General features: G+C 52.4%; 16 protein-coding genes and 1 tRNA gene. 10 read left to right on the top strand and 7 right to left on the bottom strand.

Translation table 11 applies throughout. The annotated features are described in order from the left end of the window. Nucleotides 1–269 precede the first annotated feature (269 nt). Together OGY62_RS12905 and rutR are read left to right on the top strand one after the other, a co-directional pair. On the top strand, nucleotides 270–443 hold the full coding sequence (locus OGY62_RS12905) for a con-10 family general stress protein (protein WP_012132907.1): 174 nt from the start codon (nucleotides 270–272) through the stop codon (nucleotides 441–443). Nucleotides 444–644: 201 nt separating this feature from the next. Continuing rightward, the gene (gene rutR, locus OGY62_RS12910; RefSeq protein ID WP_012132906.1) at nucleotides 645–1,283 is read left to right on the top strand and encodes an HTH-type transcriptional regulator RutR; all 639 of its coding nucleotides are present in this window, start codon (nucleotides 645–647) and stop codon (nucleotides 1,281–1,283) included. Here rutR and OGY62_RS12915 read toward each other — a convergent pair. Together OGY62_RS12915 and putA are read right to left on the bottom strand one after the other, a co-directional pair. After that, complete coding sequence (locus tag OGY62_RS12915; RefSeq protein WP_071258246.1) at nucleotides 1,280–1,675, bottom strand: lysozyme inhibitor LprI family protein; 396 nt, start codon at nucleotides 1,673–1,675, stop codon at nucleotides 1,280–1,282. The two genes, rutR and OGY62_RS12915, sit on opposite strands and share 4 nt — an antisense overlap. 127 nt (nucleotides 1,676–1,802) lie before the next feature. Further along, entirely contained in the window at nucleotides 1,803–5,765 is a 3,963-nt protein-coding gene (gene putA / locus OGY62_RS12920; protein ID WP_286460056.1) for a trifunctional transcriptional regulator/proline dehydrogenase/L-glutamate gamma-semialdehyde dehydrogenase, read from the bottom strand. On the opposite strand from putA, the gene OGY62_RS12925 reads away from it, so the two are divergent. From OGY62_RS12925 to phoH, 3 genes are all read left to right on the top strand, one after another. Next, nucleotides 5,764–6,030: a hypothetical protein gene (locus OGY62_RS12925; protein WP_286460058.1), complete on the top strand. Its 267-nt coding sequence runs from the start codon at nucleotides 5,764–5,766 to the stop codon at nucleotides 6,028–6,030. The genes putA and OGY62_RS12925 overlap by 2 nt on opposite strands. Nucleotides 6,031–6,187: 157 nt before the next feature. Beyond that, nucleotides 6,188–7,696 (top strand): sodium/proline symporter PutP, encoded by a 1,509-nt coding sequence (putP, locus tag OGY62_RS12930; protein ID WP_024130454.1) that lies wholly within the window; start codon nucleotides 6,188–6,190, stop codon nucleotides 7,694–7,696. Nucleotides 7,697–8,258: 562 nt separating this feature from the next. Continuing rightward, a complete protein-coding gene (gene phoH, locus OGY62_RS12935) occupies nucleotides 8,259–9,047 on the top strand; it encodes a phosphate starvation-inducible protein PhoH (protein ID WP_012132901.1) in 789 nt (262 codons plus the stop codon). A 386-nt stretch (nucleotides 9,048–9,433) separates the two neighbouring features. Here phoH and OGY62_RS12940 read toward each other — a convergent pair. Next, a tRNA-Ser gene (locus OGY62_RS12940) sits at nucleotides 9,434–9,521 on the bottom strand. A 235-nt stretch (nucleotides 9,522–9,756) separates the two neighbouring features. Here OGY62_RS12940 and ghrA point away from each other — a divergent pair. From ghrA to OGY62_RS12960, 4 genes are all read left to right on the top strand, one after another. Next, nucleotides 9,757–10,695, top strand: a complete 939-nt coding sequence (gene ghrA / locus OGY62_RS12945) for a glyoxylate/hydroxypyruvate reductase GhrA (protein WP_286460059.1) — start codon at nucleotides 9,757–9,759, stop codon at nucleotides 10,693–10,695. Nucleotides 10,696–10,781: 86 nt separating this feature from the next. Next, the gene (locus tag OGY62_RS12950) at nucleotides 10,782–11,519 is read left to right on the top strand and encodes a phosphatase (RefSeq protein ID WP_286460060.1); all 738 of its coding nucleotides are present in this window, start codon (nucleotides 10,782–10,784) and stop codon (nucleotides 11,517–11,519) included. Between the two features lie 23 nt (nucleotides 11,520–11,542). After that, a complete protein-coding gene (locus OGY62_RS12955) occupies nucleotides 11,543–12,097 on the top strand; it encodes a TorD/DmsD family molecular chaperone (RefSeq protein WP_012132896.1) in 555 nt (184 codons plus the stop codon). Between the two features lie 101 nt (nucleotides 12,098–12,198). Beyond that, nucleotides 12,199–12,681, top strand: a complete 483-nt coding sequence (locus tag OGY62_RS12960; protein ID WP_065422796.1) for a DUF1097 domain-containing protein — start codon at nucleotides 12,199–12,201, stop codon at nucleotides 12,679–12,681. A 117-nt stretch (nucleotides 12,682–12,798) separates the two neighbouring features. Here the strand turns inward: OGY62_RS12960 and csgG are convergent, their stop codons facing one another. The 4 genes from csgG to csgD are packed head-to-tail and all read right to left on the bottom strand — an operon-like array spanning nucleotide 12,799 to nucleotide 15,151. Further along, a complete protein-coding gene (gene csgG, locus OGY62_RS12965; RefSeq protein ID WP_024130452.1) occupies nucleotides 12,799–13,632 on the bottom strand; it encodes a curli production assembly/transport protein CsgG in 834 nt (277 codons plus the stop codon). Between the two features lie 26 nt (nucleotides 13,633–13,658). Next, on the bottom strand, nucleotides 13,659–14,075 hold the full coding sequence (gene csgF / locus OGY62_RS12970) for a curli production assembly/transport protein CsgF (RefSeq protein ID WP_012132893.1): 417 nt from the start codon (nucleotides 14,073–14,075) through the stop codon (nucleotides 13,659–13,661). 25 nt (nucleotides 14,076–14,100) lie between these two features. Beyond that, nucleotides 14,101–14,496 (bottom strand): curli production assembly/transport protein CsgE, encoded by a 396-nt coding sequence (gene csgE, locus OGY62_RS12975; protein WP_012132892.1) that lies wholly within the window; start codon nucleotides 14,494–14,496, stop codon nucleotides 14,101–14,103. A gap of 4 nt (nucleotides 14,497–14,500) precedes the next feature. Beyond that, a complete protein-coding gene (gene csgD, locus OGY62_RS12980) occupies nucleotides 14,501–15,151 on the bottom strand; it encodes a biofilm master transcriptional regulator CsgD (RefSeq protein WP_012132891.1) in 651 nt (216 codons plus the stop codon). 769 nt (nucleotides 15,152–15,920) lie between these two features. Here csgD and csgB point away from each other — a divergent pair. Continuing rightward, a complete protein-coding gene (gene csgB / locus OGY62_RS12985; RefSeq protein ID WP_024130451.1) occupies nucleotides 15,921–16,376 on the top strand; it encodes a curli minor subunit CsgB in 456 nt (151 codons plus the stop codon). Nucleotides 16,377–16,380 lie beyond the last annotated feature (4 nt).

Consider the following 16,380-nt stretch of genomic DNA (forward strand, 5'->3'; position numbering starts at 1 on the left):
TTATCAGCGTCGTTTTTGTTGCAAAATGATACATTTTTCGCCGTTCGGATTTCTTTAACCATAAGAGAGGCTTATTGATTTCCTGGGGGGATTATTCCTGTCCCCCTGACGAACCTGTTGCAGAATATTACGATTTACTGGTCAGCCGGGGTAACTTCGCTAAGCTTAGTTCCGCGTGGCAATAATTGTGGCGTCTGCCATATGCCGCGTGAGGAGATCTTCCTCAACACCGATGCAATATGATGTCTAATCTATGACGGAGGTCAGTAATGGCAAACCATCGGGGCGGTTCCGGTAATTTTGCGGAAGACCGCGAAAGAGCATCAGAAGCAGGTCGTAAAGGTGGCCAGCACAGCGGGGGCAACTTTAAGAATGACCCGCAGCGTGCATCAGAAGCAGGCAAAAAAGGGGGCAAAAGCAGTCACGGTAACCGTAACAGCTAGCCTGTAAGTTAACGCCATAATGTTTAGCGCATGCCGCTGGTAAACGTTATGATGCCACCGCCGCCGGTTCCTCCGGCGGTTTTTTTGTCCGTAAGATTGAAGTGTCGCCGCAGGCGACGCAAACTAAGCGTCCTGACGTTCAAAAAGAAAAAAGCGCCGTTGCCACGGTATCCTGGCGGCAATAAAACAAGGAGAGGGCGCATGGTTCAACGCGCAGAGAAAAAAACAGGTAAACGTTCACAGGCCGTCAGCGCCAAGCGCCAGGCGATTTTAACCGCTGCATTAAACACGTTTTCCCAGTACGGTATTCATGGTTCACGTCTGGAGCAGGTGGCTGAGCAGGCGGGAGTGTCCAAAACCAATTTGCTCTATTATTACCCGTCGAAAGAGGCGCTTTATGTCGCCGTACTGCGGCAAATCCTTGATATCTGGCTGGCGCCGTTAAAGGCCTTTCGTGAAGACTTCGCGCCACTGGTGGCGATCAAAGAGTACATCCGTCTTAAACTGGAGGTCTCCCGTGATTATCCGCAGGCTTCCCGGCTTTTTTGCATGGAGATGCTGGCGGGCGCGCCGTTGCTGATGGAAGAACTGACCGGGGATTTGAAGGCGCTGATTGACGAAAAATCAGCATTGATTGCCGGATGGGTAAACAGTGGAAAACTGGCGCCCGTCGATCCGCATCACCTGATCTTTATGATTTGGGCTTCAACGCAGCATTACGCCGATTTTGCGCCTCAGGTCGAAGCGGTAACGGGCGCAACGCTGCGTGATGAAGCCTTTTTCAATCAAACGGTCGAAAGCGTACAGCGGATGATTATTGAAGGCATTCGCGTACGTTAACCGGCTGGCGGCAACGGACAGCTCAAATCACCTTCCTCACATTGCAGCAGCGAAGCTAAAAACGCTTCGCGTTCGTCCGTTTTGTCCGTCATGCACTGGCTGGCGATCATCGGCTGTATACTGCCGCCTTCCGTGCCGGAACTGACCAGCGCGCAGTCGGCGTCCCGCAGGGCAATCCAGGCGATTTGCGCTTTTTTCAGCAAGTCACGCTGCGGCGGTTCGGCGCGTTTTAGCGCATTCTGGTACGTCTCATTGAGTTTTTTATCGGCGGTTTGAAATTGCGCGGCGGCGCAGGTGTTCATCTCCATTTGCGTGCTGGCGTTGGCGCAGTCATCGGCCAGTGCCGGAGCGCTGAGTAGCAGCGCAGCGCATGTGAATATAATTCGCTTCATACTTCCCTCTGGCTCTAAAACATTGCCGGATGGCGGCTTTGCCTGATCCGGCCTACAAATGTGTTTTGTAGGCCCGGTGAGCCGTAGCGCCACCGGGCATTTTCTAAAGCCTTAATTAACCACAGCCTTAACCAATTGTCATCAGGCTGGCGTTACCACCTGCCGCAGCGGTGTTAACGCTGAGCGAGCGCTCGATATACAGACGCTCCAGCAGGATATTGGTTTCACCACGGGCAAAGCCCTGTACTGACACGATCGCGCCGTCACGGGCGGCTACCGCCTCGCACAGCGCCCGTAGCTGATCGGAATCGCCGTGGAAGATCACCGCATCGAACGGCTGCGAAGTCAGCGTGTCCGCTTTCGCAAACTGAATACGTTCACAAACCGCAGCAGGCAGGCGCTTCGCCAGTTCGCGATGGAAGGCATCGTCCGGCCACAAAATCAGACTCCCGACCGCTGTTACGGCGGCGACCTGCACCAGAGCGTCCTGCTCGTCATCAGCCAGACACAATACGCGTTCACGCGGCAGTAACGTCCAGGTATTGCGCTCACCGGTAGGGCCAGGCAGCAAACGCTGGGTTCCGGCCTGCGCCAGCTCGCTAAACTGCTGACAGAGCGTATGCAAAGCCGGGCGATCCGCCGCCCACTCGGTCAGCGCGTTAAGCGGCTGAGTCAGCGCGGCTTTAAGCTGGGCATCTACCGGGTAGTCCGCATCCTGACGGGCAAGCGTTATGCCCAGCGCGTTTTCCGGGCGATTTGCCAACAGACGGTAGAGATAGAGCGGACCGCCCGCTTTCGGCCCGGTGCCGGACAAGCCTTCGCCGCCAAATGGCTGGACGCCCACGACCGCGCCGACCATATTACGGTTGACGTACAGGTTGCCTGCGTGCGCTGAACCGGTGACCTGCGCAATGGTCTCGTCAATTCGGGTATGTACGCCCAGCGTCAGACCGTAGCCGGAGGCGTTGATCTGCGCAATCAGTTCGGGAAGGTGATTACGCGTGTAACGCACCACATGCAGCACCGGCCCGAAGATCTCTTTTTGCAGCTCATCAAAACTTTCCAGCTCAATCAGCGTTGGCGGAACAAAGGTGCCGGTTTGCCATTCGCGCGCATCATCGCTGTTCTCACGTACGGCCTGGAATACCGGACGACCTTTCGTACGCATCGCCTGAATATGGCGCTCAATATTGGTTTTGGCTTCGTTATCGATAACCGGGCCAATGTCGGTGGTCAGACGGCCCGGATTGCCCATGCGGCATTCCGCCATTGCCCCGCGCAGCATTTTCAGGGTGTGGTCGGCGATATCATCCTGCAAGCACAGTATGCGCAGCGCCGAGCAGCGCTGCCCGGCGCTGTCAAACGCAGATGCCAGCACATCCACAACCACCTGTTCGGTAAGGGCGGAGGAGTCCACGATCATGGCGTTCATCCCGCCGGTTTCCGCAATCAGCGGAATCGGGCGACCCTGCGCATCCAGACGGGTGGCGATGTTACGCTGCAATAAGCTGGCGACTTCGGTCGAGCCGGTAAACATCACGCCGCGTACGCGCTCATCGGAGGTTAACTGCGCCCCAACGGTTTCACCCTGGCCGGGCAGCAACTGCACTACGCCCGGCGGAACACCAGCTTCCAGTAAGATGGCGATGCCCTGAGCGGCAATCAGCGGCGTTTGTTCCGCCGGTTTCGCCAGGACGCTGTTGCCCGCCGCCAGCGCAGCGGCAATTTGTCCGGTGAAGATGGCCAGCGGGAAGTTCCACGGGCTGATACAAACGACCGGGCCTAAAGGACGATGCGTTTCGTTATCAAAGTCATCGCGTACCTGCCCGGCGTAGTAGTGAAGGAAATCCACCGCTTCGCGTACTTCTGCAATGGCATTACTGAAGGTTTTCCCGGCTTCGCGTACCAGAATGCCAATCAGCTGTTGCATTTGGCCTTCCATTAATACCGCTGCGCGTTGCAGGATGGCGGCGCGTTCCTGCGGTGGCGTGGCAAACCAGATAGGGGCGTTGTTAACCGCGTTTTGCAGCGCTTGTTCAACGTCCGCAGCGCTGGCTTCGCGCACGTAGCCGACGATGTCTTTCGGCTCTGCCGGGTTGATCACCGGCGTCATCTCTCCGTCAGCGACCGGCTGTTCCAGCATCGGTTTGGCCTGCCATTTTTGCAGCGCATTGTTCAACAGGGCGGAGGAGAGGGAAGCCAGACGGTGTTCGTTAGCCAGATCCAACCCGCCGGAGTTTTCCCGGCCTTGTCCGTAGAGGTCGCGAGGCAGCGGGATTTTCGGATGCGGCAAGCCGGTTTGCCCTTCTTGCTGCGCCAGTTTTTCCACGGCCTCCACCGGGTCGGCGACCAGTTCATCCAGCGGCAGCGTGGCGTCGGCAATACGGTTAACGAAGGAGGTGTTAGCGCCGTTTTCCAGCAGGCGGCGCACCAGATACGCCAGCAGCGTTTCATGCGTGCCGACCGGGGCATAAATACGACACGGACGGTTGAGTTTGCCATCCGCCACTTTACCGGTGACCTGCTCGTACAGCGGTTCGCCCATGCCGTGCAGACACTGGAATTCATACTGGCCTGGATAGTAGTTCTGCCCCGCCAGTTGATAAATCGCCGCCAGAGTATGGGCGTTATGGGTCGCAAACTGCGGGTAAATCAGATTCGGTACGGCGAGCAGTTTTTTCGCGCAGGCCAGATAAGAAACGTCGGTATAGACCTTGCGGGTGTAAACCGGGTATCCCTCCAGTCCGTCCATTTGGGCGCGTTTGATTTCACTGTCCCAGTACGCGCCTTTCACCAGGCGGATCATCAGGCGGCGACGGCTGCGCGTGGCGAGATCAATCAGATAATCAATCACAAACGGGCAGCGTTTCTGATAAGCCTGAATCACGAAACCGATGCCGTTCCAGCCAGCCAGTTCCGGCTCAAAACAAAGTTTTTCCAGCAGGTCGAGGGAGATTTCCAGACGGTCAGCTTCTTCGGCGTCGATGTTGATGCCGATATCATACTGACGCGCCAGCAGCGTCAGTGATTTCAGGCGCGGATACAGCTCCTCCATCACGCGGTCATACTGCGCGCGGCTGTAGCGCGGGTGCAAGGCGGAAAGCTTGATGGAGATCCCTGGCCCTTCATAAATTCCGCGTCCGTTAGACGCTTTACCAATGGCGTGAATAGCCTGCTGATACGAAACCATATAAGCCTGCGCATCGGCAGCGGTCAGCGCCGCTTCGCCTAACATATCGTAGGAGTAGCGAAAGCCCTTGTCTTCCAGCTTACGCGCATTCGCCAGCGCTTCGGCGATGGTTTCGCCGGTGACGAACTGCTCGCCCATCAGGCGCATTGCCATGTCCACGCCTTTGCGGATCAGCGGCTCGCCGCTCTTACCGATAATCCGGTTCAGCGAGCGAGAGAGATTGGCTTCGTTGTGGGTAGAGACCAGCTTGCCGGTAAACAACAGACCCCAGGTGGCGGCATTAACAAACAGCGACGGGCTGCGGCCAATATGCGACTGCCAGTTGCCGTTGCTGATTTTGTCGCGGATGAGCGCGTCACGCGTCGCTTTATCCGGGATACGCAGCAGCGCTTCCGCAAGGCACATCAGCGCGACGCCTTCCTGCGAGGAGAGGGAGAACTCCTGCAACAGCCCCTGCACCATCCCGGCGCGACCGCTGGCCGTTTTCTGGTTACGCAGTTTCTCCGCCAGTTGATAGGCCAGCTTGTGGGCCTGCTCAGCCACCGGCTGCGGCAGACGCGCCTGCTCCATTAACATCGGCACCGCATCGGTTTCGGCGCGACGGTAAGCTGCGGTAATCGCGGCGCGGGAGACCGACTGAGGCAGGATCTGCTCGGCAAACTCAAGGAAAGGCTGGTGGTTTTCTTCCTGCTGTGCGGTTGACTCATCGCCTTCATTGGCGGCGCCAGCCAGCAGGGCGGGCAACTCCGGTAACGCCTCGTCGCTTTCCAGTTTTTCCAGATAATTAAAGATTGCCTGTTTGATCAGCCAGTGTGGGGTGCGATCAATTCGTGTTGCTGCTGTTTTAATACGTTCGCGCGTCGCGTCGTCCAGCTTAACCCCCATCGTGGTGGTTCCCATGCCGTCTACTCCTGTTGTTCTGATATGTGCTGCTGATAGTTATCGAGAAATATCCACCATGTTGCAACTTTGTGCAACCTCGTTAAATGTGACCTGCCTTGCAAGCTTAAAAATGAATGAAATGTTAAAAGAAGAGACGCTTCTGGATGGGATAAAAACAATAACCAAATCTTTTTCTCTGCGGCAGTTAACACTTTTGAAAGGTGCAACCTTAAAAAATGTGAGAGAGTGCAACCTGGGGAAAAATAGTATCCCACCCGAATAAAATTTGATGTAAATGATGTGTTAAATCGATTGTGAATGACCACCGCTTCCGGCAGGATACGGTCGCCCTGGTAAACATAAACACCATTGCCACGTTCCGGCAGGGTATAAAACGGCAGCTCTTATTATTGCCGGCACATAAAATCTGGAGACTTTTGATGGCTATTAGCACACCGATGTTGGTGACGTTTTGTGTCTATATCTTTGGCATGATATTGATAGGGTTTATTGCATGGCGTTCGACCAAAAACTTTGATGACTATATTCTCGGCGGCCGCAGCCTTGGGCCGTTTGTGACGGCATTATCCGCTGGCGCATCTGATATGAGCGGATGGCTGCTGATGGGTCTGCCGGGGGCGATTTTCCTGTCGGGGATTTCTGAAAGCTGGATCGCGATTGGTCTGACGTTAGGGGCATGGATTAACTGGAAACTGGTGGCGGGACGTTTACGCGTCCACACTGAATTTAATGATAACGCCCTGACTCTGCCGGATTATTTTACCGGGCGTTTTGAAGATAAAAGTCGCGTTCTGCGCATTATCTCTGCCCTGGTTATCCTGCTGTTTTTCACCATTTATTGCGCATCGGGGATTGTGGCAGGGGCGCGTCTGTTTGAAAGCACCTTTGGCATGAGCTATGAAACCGCGCTGTGGGCGGGGGCGGCAGCCACCATTATCTACACCTTTATTGGCGGCTTCCTGGCCGTGAGCTGGACCGACACCGTCCAGGCCAGCCTGATGATTTTCGCCCTGATTCTAACGCCTGTTATGGTGATCATCAGCGTCGGCGGTTTTGGTGACTCCCTGGAAGTGATTAAACAAAAGAGCATTGAGAATGTGGATATGCTCAAGGGGCTGAACTTTGTCGCCATTATCTCCCTGATGGGCTGGGGGCTGGGCTACTTTGGTCAACCGCATATTCTGGCGCGCTTTATGGCGGCGGATTCTCACCACAGCATCGTGCACGCGCGTCGCATCAGTATGAGCTGGATGATCCTGTGTCTGGCGGGGGCGGTGGCTGTCGGCTTCTTCGGCATTGCTTACTTTAACAATAACCCGGCACTGGCCGGAGCGGTGAACCAGAACTCGGAGCGTGTGTTCATTGAACTGGCGCAAATCCTGTTCAACCCGTGGATTGCCGGTATTCTGCTGTCCGCTATTCTCGCGGCGGTGATGTCGACGTTAAGCTGCCAGCTGCTGGTGTGCTCCAGCGCGATTACCGAAGATTTGTATAAAGCCTTCTTGCGTAAAGGCGCGAGCCAGAAAGAGCTGGTATGGGTAGGGCGCATTATGGTGCTGGTGGTTGCGCTGGTGTCTATCGCGCTGGCTGCTAACCCTGAAAACCGCGTGCTCGGTCTGGTGAGCTATGCGTGGGCGGGCTTCGGCGCGGCGTTTGGCCCGGTCGTGCTGTTCTCGGTGATGTGGTCGCGTATGACCCGTAACGGCGCGCTGGCCGGAATGGTTATCGGGGCGCTGACGGTTATTGTCTGGAAGCAGTTTGGCTGGCTGGATCTGTACGAAATCATCCCTGGCTTCATCTTCGGCAGCATCGGGATTGTGGTCTTTAGCCTGCTGGGCAAAGCGCCGTCGTCAGCTATGCAAGAACGTTTTGCGAAAGCGGATGCGTATTACCACTCCGCACCGCCGTCGCGTTTACAGGCAGAGTAATCTGACCGCTGCCCGTTTACTTTCATCGCCCGCCATGCGCGGGCTTTTTATTCAGAATTGTGGCGTGTTTCTCTGTATGTCGATGAATGAAAGTATTAATTTTTACTATGAGCGTTCGGGTGAAATAATTTTGTAATATCTCTGTAAGAGACTATTGCCAGTGCAAAGGGGAACTTTAGTTAATGCATGGTAAATATGTTGTTGCATTAATGATAAATTATGTTGTACTAATACGTAATAGCGGTAGTTCCCGGCAGTGATGACACTTTTCACTATGGAGATCGCGAATGGTAAGGTCCTGCACTGGACACGTTTTTCGCAGTAACAGCAATAACTTATGCGGATGCCTCTCCTCCGGTAGCCCTGTCGTCACCGCTAAATTCCTCTCACTTCCTCTTTTTATCCCTGTTACTGACGCCGTATTCGGTGCGCGTAGCCGTGTAGGGCGTCTTTTCAAAAAGCAAGCTATGGCTTACAAGGAAGCCAACCCTCAGATGTTCGTGCGCATAATCGTGCCGCCAACGGCGCGTGTGATGTATACCAACAACTCAAGGTGCTATCCATGGGAAGACAAAAAGCAGTGATCAAAGCTCGTCGTGAAGCAAAACGTGTGCTGAGACGGGATTCGCGTAGCCACAAACAACGTGAAGAAGAATCGGTCACCTCGCTTGTGCAGATGAGCGGCGTAGAAGCGATAGGCATGGCGCGTGATAGCCGTGACGCCACACCAATCGTAGCGCGAAATGAGGCTCAGGAGCACTACCTGAATGCTATCGAGAGTAAACAACTGATCTTCGCCACTGGCGAAGCCGGGTGTGGAAAAACCTGGATCAGTGCGGCAAAAGCAGCAGAGGCCCTGATACATAAAGATGTAGACAGGATTATTGTTACCCGTCCGGTTTTGCAGGCCGATGAAGATCTCGGCTTCTTACCAGGCGATATATCCGAGAAGTTCGCGCCTTATTTCCGGCCCGTCTATGACGTGCTGGTGAAACGCCTGGGCGCGTCTTTTATGCAATACTGCCTGCGGCCTGAGATTGGTAAGGTGGAAATCGCGCCGTTCGCCTATATGCGCGGACGTACATTTGAAAATGCAGTCGTCATTCTTGACGAGGCTCAGAATGTGACTGCTGCGCAAATGAAGATGTTCTTAACGCGCCTCGGGGAGAACGTGACGGTTATCGTAAATGGCGACATTACCCAGTGCGATTTACCGGCTCATGTTCAATCAGGGTTAAGTGATGCGTTAGCTCGCTTTGAAGAAGATGAGATGATAGGTATTGTCCGTTTCCATAAAGACGACTGCGTGCGTTCGGCATTGTGCCAACGAACCCTTCATGCCTACAACTGAAGCGTCGTCAGATCTCATAGCCCGGGAAACCGGGCTTTGTTTTTTTGTAGGCCGGATAAGGCGCTTGCGCTGCCATCCGGCGATGTGCGGGTGCCCGGTGGCGCTAACGCTTACCGGTCCTGGGGTGTTCTTGTCAGCCGGATAGAATGTGCAACATGCGAAAAAAAAGCCCGTACTTTCGTACGAGCTCTTTTTCTGAATATGGCGGTGAGGGGGAGATTGACTCGCTTCGCTCGCCCTGCGGGCAGCCCGCTCTCTGCGTTCGCGGTCTGTCCAACTGGCTGCCGCCAGTTGTCGAACCCCGGTCGTGGGTTCTCATCCCCCCACAGCGCGTGCAACATGCAAAAAAAAAGCCCGTACTTTCGTACGAGCTCTTTTTCTGAATATGGCGGTGAGGGGGGGATTCGAACCCCCGATACGTTGCCGTATACACACTTTCCAGGCGTGCTCCTTCAGCCACTCGGACACCTCACCATATTGTCGTTCCAGTGTTGCTGGAACGGGCGCTAATTTAGGGAAATACGCCCCCGGCGTCAATCACCTTTTCTAAAAAATCGTGCAATTACACAAACTTCAATCAACATGCAGTTTAAATAAGCGGAAACTGCTTTTTTTGCCAGCATCTCTAAATTTGTTATGCTGATGATCCCTATGAAAATGATGATAATAAGTGCGAGTAAATTCCGCATAACAACACTCAGGAGTCAACATGGAGATAATGTTCTATCACCCGACCTTCGATACGGCCTGGTGGCTTAACGCTTTGGCAAAGGCGATTCCCGGCGCGAATATTCGTGAATGGAAACCCGGTGATAACGAACCTGCGGATTATGCGCTCGTGTGGCATCCGCCGGTGGAGATGCTTGAAGGACGGAAGCTAAAAGCCGTATTTGCGCTTGGCGCAGGTGTGGATTCCATTCTGAGTAAGCTCAAAGCGCACCCGGAAATGCTGGATGCCTCTATCCCGCTGTTCCGCCTGGAAGATACCGGCATGGGCCTGCAAATGCAGGAGTATGCCGTGAGCCAGGTGCTGCATTGGTTCCGCCGTTTCGATGATTATCAGGCGCTGAAAAACCAGTCAACATGGCAGCCGCTGCCGGAATATGATCGCGATGAATTCACCGTCGGTATTATGGGGGCGGGGGTGCTGGGCGCCAAAGTCGCTGAAGCGCTCCAGGCATGGGGATTCCCGCTTCGCTGCTGGAGCCGTAGCCGTAAATCCTGGCCTGGCGTAGAGAGTTTTGCGGGAGCTGAGGAGTTAGGCGCATTCCTGAATCAAACAAGGGTGCTGATCAACCTGCTGCCAAATACGGCGGAGACGGTGGGCATTATCAATTCCGGCTTGCTCAGTCAGTTACGGGATGGCGCTTACCTGCTTAACCTGGCGCGTGGCGTGCATGTTAATGAGGACGATCTGCTTGCCGCGTTGAATAGCGAAAAACTCAAAGGGGCGATGCTGGATGTTTTCAGCCGCGAGCCGTTGCCAAAAGAGAGTCCGCTCTGGCAACACCCTCGCGTGGCGATGACGCCGCACATTGCCGCCGTCACCCGCCCGGCGGAAGCCGTGGACTATATTTCGCGCACCATTACGCATCTGGAACGCGGCGAATCCGTGACGGGTCAGGTCGATCGCGTTCGCGGCTACTGATGACAACCCGGTTAGCGCCGGGTTTCGACTAATAAATGGCGACGATACCTGCTATCCTTGTCGGAAAACGACTACAGGAGTGAGTTATGTATCCCGTTGACTTGCATATGCATACCGTCGCCAGCACCCACGCATACAGTACCTTGCACGATTATATTGCCGAAGCAAAACGCAAAGGTATTAAGCTCTTTGCCATTACCGATCACGGCCCGGATATGGCCGATGCTCCGCATCACTGGCACTTTATCAACATGCGTATCTGGCCGCGTCTGGTTGACGGGGTGGGCATTCTTCGCGGTATTGAAGCCAACATCAAGAATATCGATGGCGAGATTGACTGCACGGGCCCGATGCTGAACTCGCTGGATGTGATTATCGCCGGTTTCCATGAACCGGTTTTCGCGCCGCACGATAAAGAGACCAATACCCAGGCGATGATTGCCGCGATGGCCAGCGGAAATGTGCATATTATCAGCCATCCGGGTAACCCGAAGTATCCTGTCGATATCACCGCGATTGCGCAGACGGCGGCTAAATACCAGGTGGCGCTGGAAATCAATAACTCGTCATTCCTGCATTCGCGCAAAGGCAGTGAAGATAATTGCCGCGCGGTGGCCGCAGCCGTGCGTGACGCTGGCGGATGGGTAGCGTTAGGGTCGGATTCCCATACTGCGTTTACACTCGGTGAATTTGCCGAATGCCGGAAGATCCTGGATGAAGTGGATTTCCCGGAAGAACGCGTTTTAAACGTTTCGCCAGGACGCTTACTGAGATTTCTGGAATCGCGCGGTATGGCGCCGATCCCGGAGTTTGCTGAACTTTAATTGCTGATAACTGGAATATATCAATGAATGAGTTTTCTATCCTGTGTCGTGTGCTGGGATCGCTGTATTACCGCCAACCGCAGGACCCTCTGCTGGTTCCTCTGTTTACGCTGATCCGCGAGGGTAAATTGTCGGCAAGCTGGCCGCTGGAGCAGGATGAGCTTCTGGCGCGGTTGCAGAAAAGTTGCGACATGACCCAACTGGCGGCAGACTACAATGCGCTGTTTGTCGGTGACGAGTGCGCCGTGTCGCCTTATCGCAGCGCCTGGGTGGAAGGGGCGAAGGAATCCGATGTTCGCGCGTTTCTTTCCGCTCGCGGTATGCCGTTGGCGGATACCCCTGCCGACCATATCGGTACGCTGCTGCTGGCCGCCTCCTGGCTGGAGGATCAGTCTGCTGAAGATGAGAGCGAAGCGCTGGAAACGCTGTTTATTGAATACCTGCTTCCCTGGTGCGGTACTTTCCTTGGCAAAGTGGAAGCCCATGCCGCGACGCCATTCTGGCGTACGATGGCGCCGTTGACGCGCGATGCGATCGGCGCAATGTGGGATGAGTTACAGGAAGGCGCTGAAGAGTAAATGTGATCATAGTCACTTTGTTGTGCAACGTGATTAATTTCCTTGCATAAAATGTGTGCGTGATCTCATTCGTATGCCGCTTTTCTGCTATGATGCGCGGCATGAATATACTTATCTCCATTGCAATCACAACGGGCATTCTCTCCGGTATCTGGGGATGGGTGGCCGTTTCCTTTGGCCTGCTCAGTTGGGCGGGTTTTCTGGGCTGTACGGCCTATTTTGCCTGCCCGCAGGGCGGCCTGAAAGGGTTATTGATTTCTGCATGTACGCTCCTGAGCGGCGTGGTGTGGGCGCTGGTGATTATTCACGGCAGCGCGCTGGCTCCGCATCTGGAGATCGTCAGTTACGTCATGACGGGAATCGTCGCGTTTTTGATGTGCGTTCAGGCGAAGCAACTGTTGCTTTCTTTTGTGCCTGGCACCTTTATCGGCGCATGCGCGACGTTTGCAGGGCAGGGGGACTGGCGACTGGTTCTGCCTTCGCTGGCGCTGGGACTCGTGTTTGGCTATGCGATGAAAAATAGCGGGCTGTGGCTGGCGTCTCGTCGGGTAAGAGATTCTTCGCCGACGGCGGTCAGCAAATAAAAAAGCGTGAGGTTTCCCCCACGCTCATATGATGTCAATCCTGATGGCGCAAACTTATCCTGCCTGCTGTAGGCCCGATAAGCCTGCGCCATCGGGCATTCTACGGTTGGCGAAATATCAGGATTCCGGCGGTACGGACATGTGGCGGTATTTCACCAGAATGTCGTTCTGACGCTCCGCTTTGTTCTGCAAATCCCACAGGCCGCGATCGATCCCGTCGTTAATCAGGAAGATAACGCCCGTTTCAATCGCTGACATCAGACACAGCATCACCGGTTCATTAGAGGTGTAGCCGATTTCACCTTCCAGCAGTCGCTGGTAATCAATAAAGCGGAACACCCCGGCCTGCACCTCATAGGAAAGGATGGTCTTGCTGGTATTGACCGAAGAGAGGATCTCGCCGGTGCTGACGTTAACCACGCGCAGGTTTACTGCAATCTGGTCAAGCTGATACTGCGTATCCGCACCGATACCGAAGTACCGCGCGCCGACCCCGCCTGACTTCACGTTGCTTTCGTAACCGATAATCGACCCTTCCACCATGATATTCGCGGCGGTGAGGGACTGAAGCGGGATTCGGTTATTGATAGCTACCGTGCCGTTTTCCTGCGCTGCACGAATAATTTTGCGTTCGTTCAGCAGGTTTTGCAGTCCCTGACGCTCCAGCGGGATAAACCAGCGGGAGTCTTTCAGCGCAGTCACCAGCATCGCGGTGGCGCTCTGCGGAACGGCAGTCGAGAAGTTACTCGCCGGATAAGGTTTAAACTGGCCCGTTTCATCCTGAATATTATAAACCGAGACAAAAATCTTACCCGTTGGCATCGGCAGGTGCGTCAAATCTTTATAGCTTTGCGCACGAGGCATTAATGTCGGTTTCGCGGCTTCTTTAGGCGGGGCGGTTAAGCATCCGCTCAGTAAACATACTGCAACCAAAATAAGTAAGCGCTGCATGATTATTGTCCTTTGGTAGCTGGGGCTTAGAAATCGGTTGACTGTGTTTGCAAACCTGACACTTCAATCGTCGAGGTTTTCCCGGTTTTCCTGTCCGTGACATTAAGTCGCAGTTGCCCATCCCGGTTGGCGATATCAATGATAAAATCATTGGTCACCATTCTGCCTGGTTTGCCGGTGTTAATATTCGTCAGCAATCCGCCAAGGATTTGCGATTGAATAGCCTGCGTAAAGTTATCCAGGGCAGACGGGGTTTCAATCCCGAAGTCGTCGTAATAACTTGGGTCCTTATAAGAGTTTTGTGCCTGAGCGCTATTTAATAAAAATGCGCCGTTATTTGGGTTTCCACCAAAATTAGGATTTCGGAACTGGAATGTCATATTTCCGGCCCAACTTAATGGTGAAATAAGCATGAGCATAACTACTGCATGTTTGACACGCATGGCAGCCTCCAGACTAAATCATATTTTAGAATTCATCGCGCGCTAAATCACTCGTGCTTAATAGCGTTTGATCTATTTGCCGACGATTTAATGCTTCTTCAGTTTGCGCCAGCGCGAAGTCAACGGTTCGCTCGAAGTCTCTTTTCGTTGGGAATAAAAAAGTCTGGAATATAACGTCCTGATTTACCGTTATCGTGATCCAACTTCCCCAACGCGCACTGGGTCTTTCATTGATGGTCAAATTGCCTGTGTACTCACTTTCCCATTTGTCGCTGAAGGCGCGATAAAAATTGTGGCCGACTGATGAGACGGTATGGTCAGTTAAGAGTCCGGGAACTTCCACTTCAACTTCCGCAGCGTGAAGATTCCCTGCGGCAAGCAGTAATTCTGCTGCCACAATCCAGGTCAGATAGCGTTTCATGGCTTTATCGCCTGAGGTTATCGTTTGCCCACGAGACCGCCTGAGTACGGTTTTTAACAGCTATCTTTTTGAAAAGATTATAAAGATGTGTTTTTACCGTATTCTCGCTGATAAAAAGCGAGCGGGCGATTTCAATGTTTGAGGCGCCGATTCGCAGTTTATTGAGGATCTCTTTTTCACGATGAGTGAGAAGCGCTGATTCCGTGCTGTTGTAACGGTAGTTCCCTGAATGGGTGATCAGGTAACTGGCCAGCTTTTGCGAAAAATAGCATTCGCCTCGCAGGATCCCCTGCAAGCCGTTAACGACACGTTCTTCATCCTCCGTTGCGTAAAACACGCCATTGATATGTGGCCAGTTTTCAATATCACGGAAGGGATAGTCGTCGGGAGTATTCAACAATAACGTCTTGATATTGTTGTTTTTCCGACTCAAATTGTCTTGCCAGTAATGGATAATTTTTTTATCCGCTTCCATCATATCCAGTAAAACAATGCAGCTGGCGGATATATCATCCAGAGAACGTTGAATATTATGTAGTTTTCCGGTAACAGCCAGTGATTGCTTTAAATGCTGCAATAATGCAGTGGCCTGCAAAGATGGTTTTGTGATCAACAATAATGTATGACCATGAATACTATGGACTTCATTAAACATGATGAAACCCCACTTTTTTTAGTCGCACATCTGACAGCTGCCTCAGCTAAAATACGAGGCACCAGAAGTACTGACAGATGTTGCACTGCTGTGTGTAGAAATAAAACATCGACCCAAAAAGGGTAAAAATATTAAAACAGATGGACTACAACTGATTTCAATCTAGTCATTACAAACCTTAAAGCAAGTGTTAAACTTGTAACAAAATGTAAAATTATATATTCATATGTTAATGCGTGGATTTTTTAGAGATTAGATTTGATAGAAAAGTTGTACATGTTGCTGTTATTGCATAGATTTAAAAAATCATACAAATTATAATAACTGATTGATTTTAAATCATAATTTAAAATTATTTTTGAGTTTTTCTGACAAGTTAATTTTAAAACGTTCGACTCAGGGCCGCTTGGACATTTTTAGTGAGAAAAAAATGATGTTTGTCACGAGTTGTGACGGCGATGCAGTGTGATGCCCGGAGAAACGCATAATGATATGCAGAAAACGGTTTTTCCCTCTCACTGGCAGAAATGTTTAGCCCGCTACAGATAAGAAAATAAATTTTTCGTAAATAACAGTGGAGTCAACAGTGAATTAGCACTTTGGTGTGACGCTGAATATCAAAATACCACTCGCGGGTGAGTTATTTAAAATGTTTCCACGGACATACTCTTCATCGTAACGCGGCGTTAACAAAAAACGAATCGCGTTAACAGTCAAATTGAAATGCTTTTAAATTAACGTAATGTACGACCAGGTCCAGGGTGACAACATGAAAAACAAATTGTTATTTATGATGTTAACAATACTGGGTGCGCCTGGGATTGCAGCCGCGACAAGTTATGATCTGGCAAATGCGGAATATAATTTTGCGGTAAATGAATTAAGCAAGTCTTCATTTAATCAGGCAGCCATTATTGGTCAAAAGGGCACTCATAATAGTGCAAAAACACGCCAGGACGGCTCAAAACTTTTATCTGTTATTTCACAAGAAGGCGGAAATAACCGGGCGAAGATTGACCAGTCAGGAGCTTATAACCTTGCATATATTGATCAGGCGGGTTACGCCAATGATGCAAGTATATCGCAAGGCTCTTATGGTAATACTGCAATGATTATTCAGAAAGGTTCTGGTAATAAAGCAGATATTACGCAGTACGGTACGCAAAAAACAGCAGTTGTAGTGCAGAGACAGTCGCGCATGGCTATTCGCGTTACGCAACGTTAATACC

Source organism: Citrobacter sp. CK198 (genome assembly GCF_030333295.1).
Classification (GTDB): domain Bacteria; phylum Pseudomonadota; class Gammaproteobacteria; order Enterobacterales; family Enterobacteriaceae; genus Citrobacter_B; species Citrobacter_B koseri.

Excerpts from the sequence above, each read along its gene's own strand:
- OGY62_RS12905 (WP_012132907.1), top strand. The coding sequence starts at position 270 with ATGGCAAACCATCGGGGCGGTTCCGGTAATTTTGCGGAAGACCGCGAA.
- rutR (WP_012132906.1), top strand. The coding sequence starts at position 645 with ATGGTTCAACGCGCAGAGAAAAAAACAGGTAAACGTTCACAGGCCGTC.
- OGY62_RS12915 (WP_071258246.1), bottom strand. The coding sequence starts at position 1,675 with ATGAAGCGAATTATATTCACATGCGCTGCGCTGCTACTCAGCGCTCCG.
- OGY62_RS12925 (WP_286460058.1), top strand. The coding sequence starts at position 5,764 with ATGCCGTCTACTCCTGTTGTTCTGATATGTGCTGCTGATAGTTATCGA.
- putA (WP_286460056.1), bottom strand. The coding sequence starts at position 5,765 with ATGGGAACCACCACGATGGGGGTTAAGCTGGACGACGCGACGCGCGAA.
- putP (WP_024130454.1), top strand. The coding sequence starts at position 6,188 with ATGGCTATTAGCACACCGATGTTGGTGACGTTTTGTGTCTATATCTTT.
- phoH (WP_012132901.1), top strand. The coding sequence starts at position 8,259 with ATGGGAAGACAAAAAGCAGTGATCAAAGCTCGTCGTGAAGCAAAACGT.
- ghrA (WP_286460059.1), top strand. The coding sequence starts at position 9,757 with ATGGAGATAATGTTCTATCACCCGACCTTCGATACGGCCTGGTGGCTT.
- OGY62_RS12950 (WP_286460060.1), top strand. The coding sequence starts at position 10,782 with ATGTATCCCGTTGACTTGCATATGCATACCGTCGCCAGCACCCACGCA.
- OGY62_RS12955 (WP_012132896.1), top strand. The coding sequence starts at position 11,543 with ATGAATGAGTTTTCTATCCTGTGTCGTGTGCTGGGATCGCTGTATTAC.
- OGY62_RS12960 (WP_065422796.1), top strand. The coding sequence starts at position 12,199 with ATGAATATACTTATCTCCATTGCAATCACAACGGGCATTCTCTCCGGT.
- csgG (WP_024130452.1), bottom strand. The coding sequence starts at position 13,632 with ATGCAGCGCTTACTTATTTTGGTTGCAGTATGTTTACTGAGCGGATGC.
- csgF (WP_012132893.1), bottom strand. The coding sequence starts at position 14,075 with ATGCGTGTCAAACATGCAGTAGTTATGCTCATGCTTATTTCACCATTA.
- csgE (WP_012132892.1), bottom strand. The coding sequence starts at position 14,496 with ATGAAACGCTATCTGACCTGGATTGTGGCAGCAGAATTACTGCTTGCC.
- csgD (WP_012132891.1), bottom strand. The coding sequence starts at position 15,151 with ATGTTTAATGAAGTCCATAGTATTCATGGTCATACATTATTGTTGATC.
- csgB (WP_024130451.1), top strand. The coding sequence starts at position 15,921 with ATGAAAAACAAATTGTTATTTATGATGTTAACAATACTGGGTGCGCCT.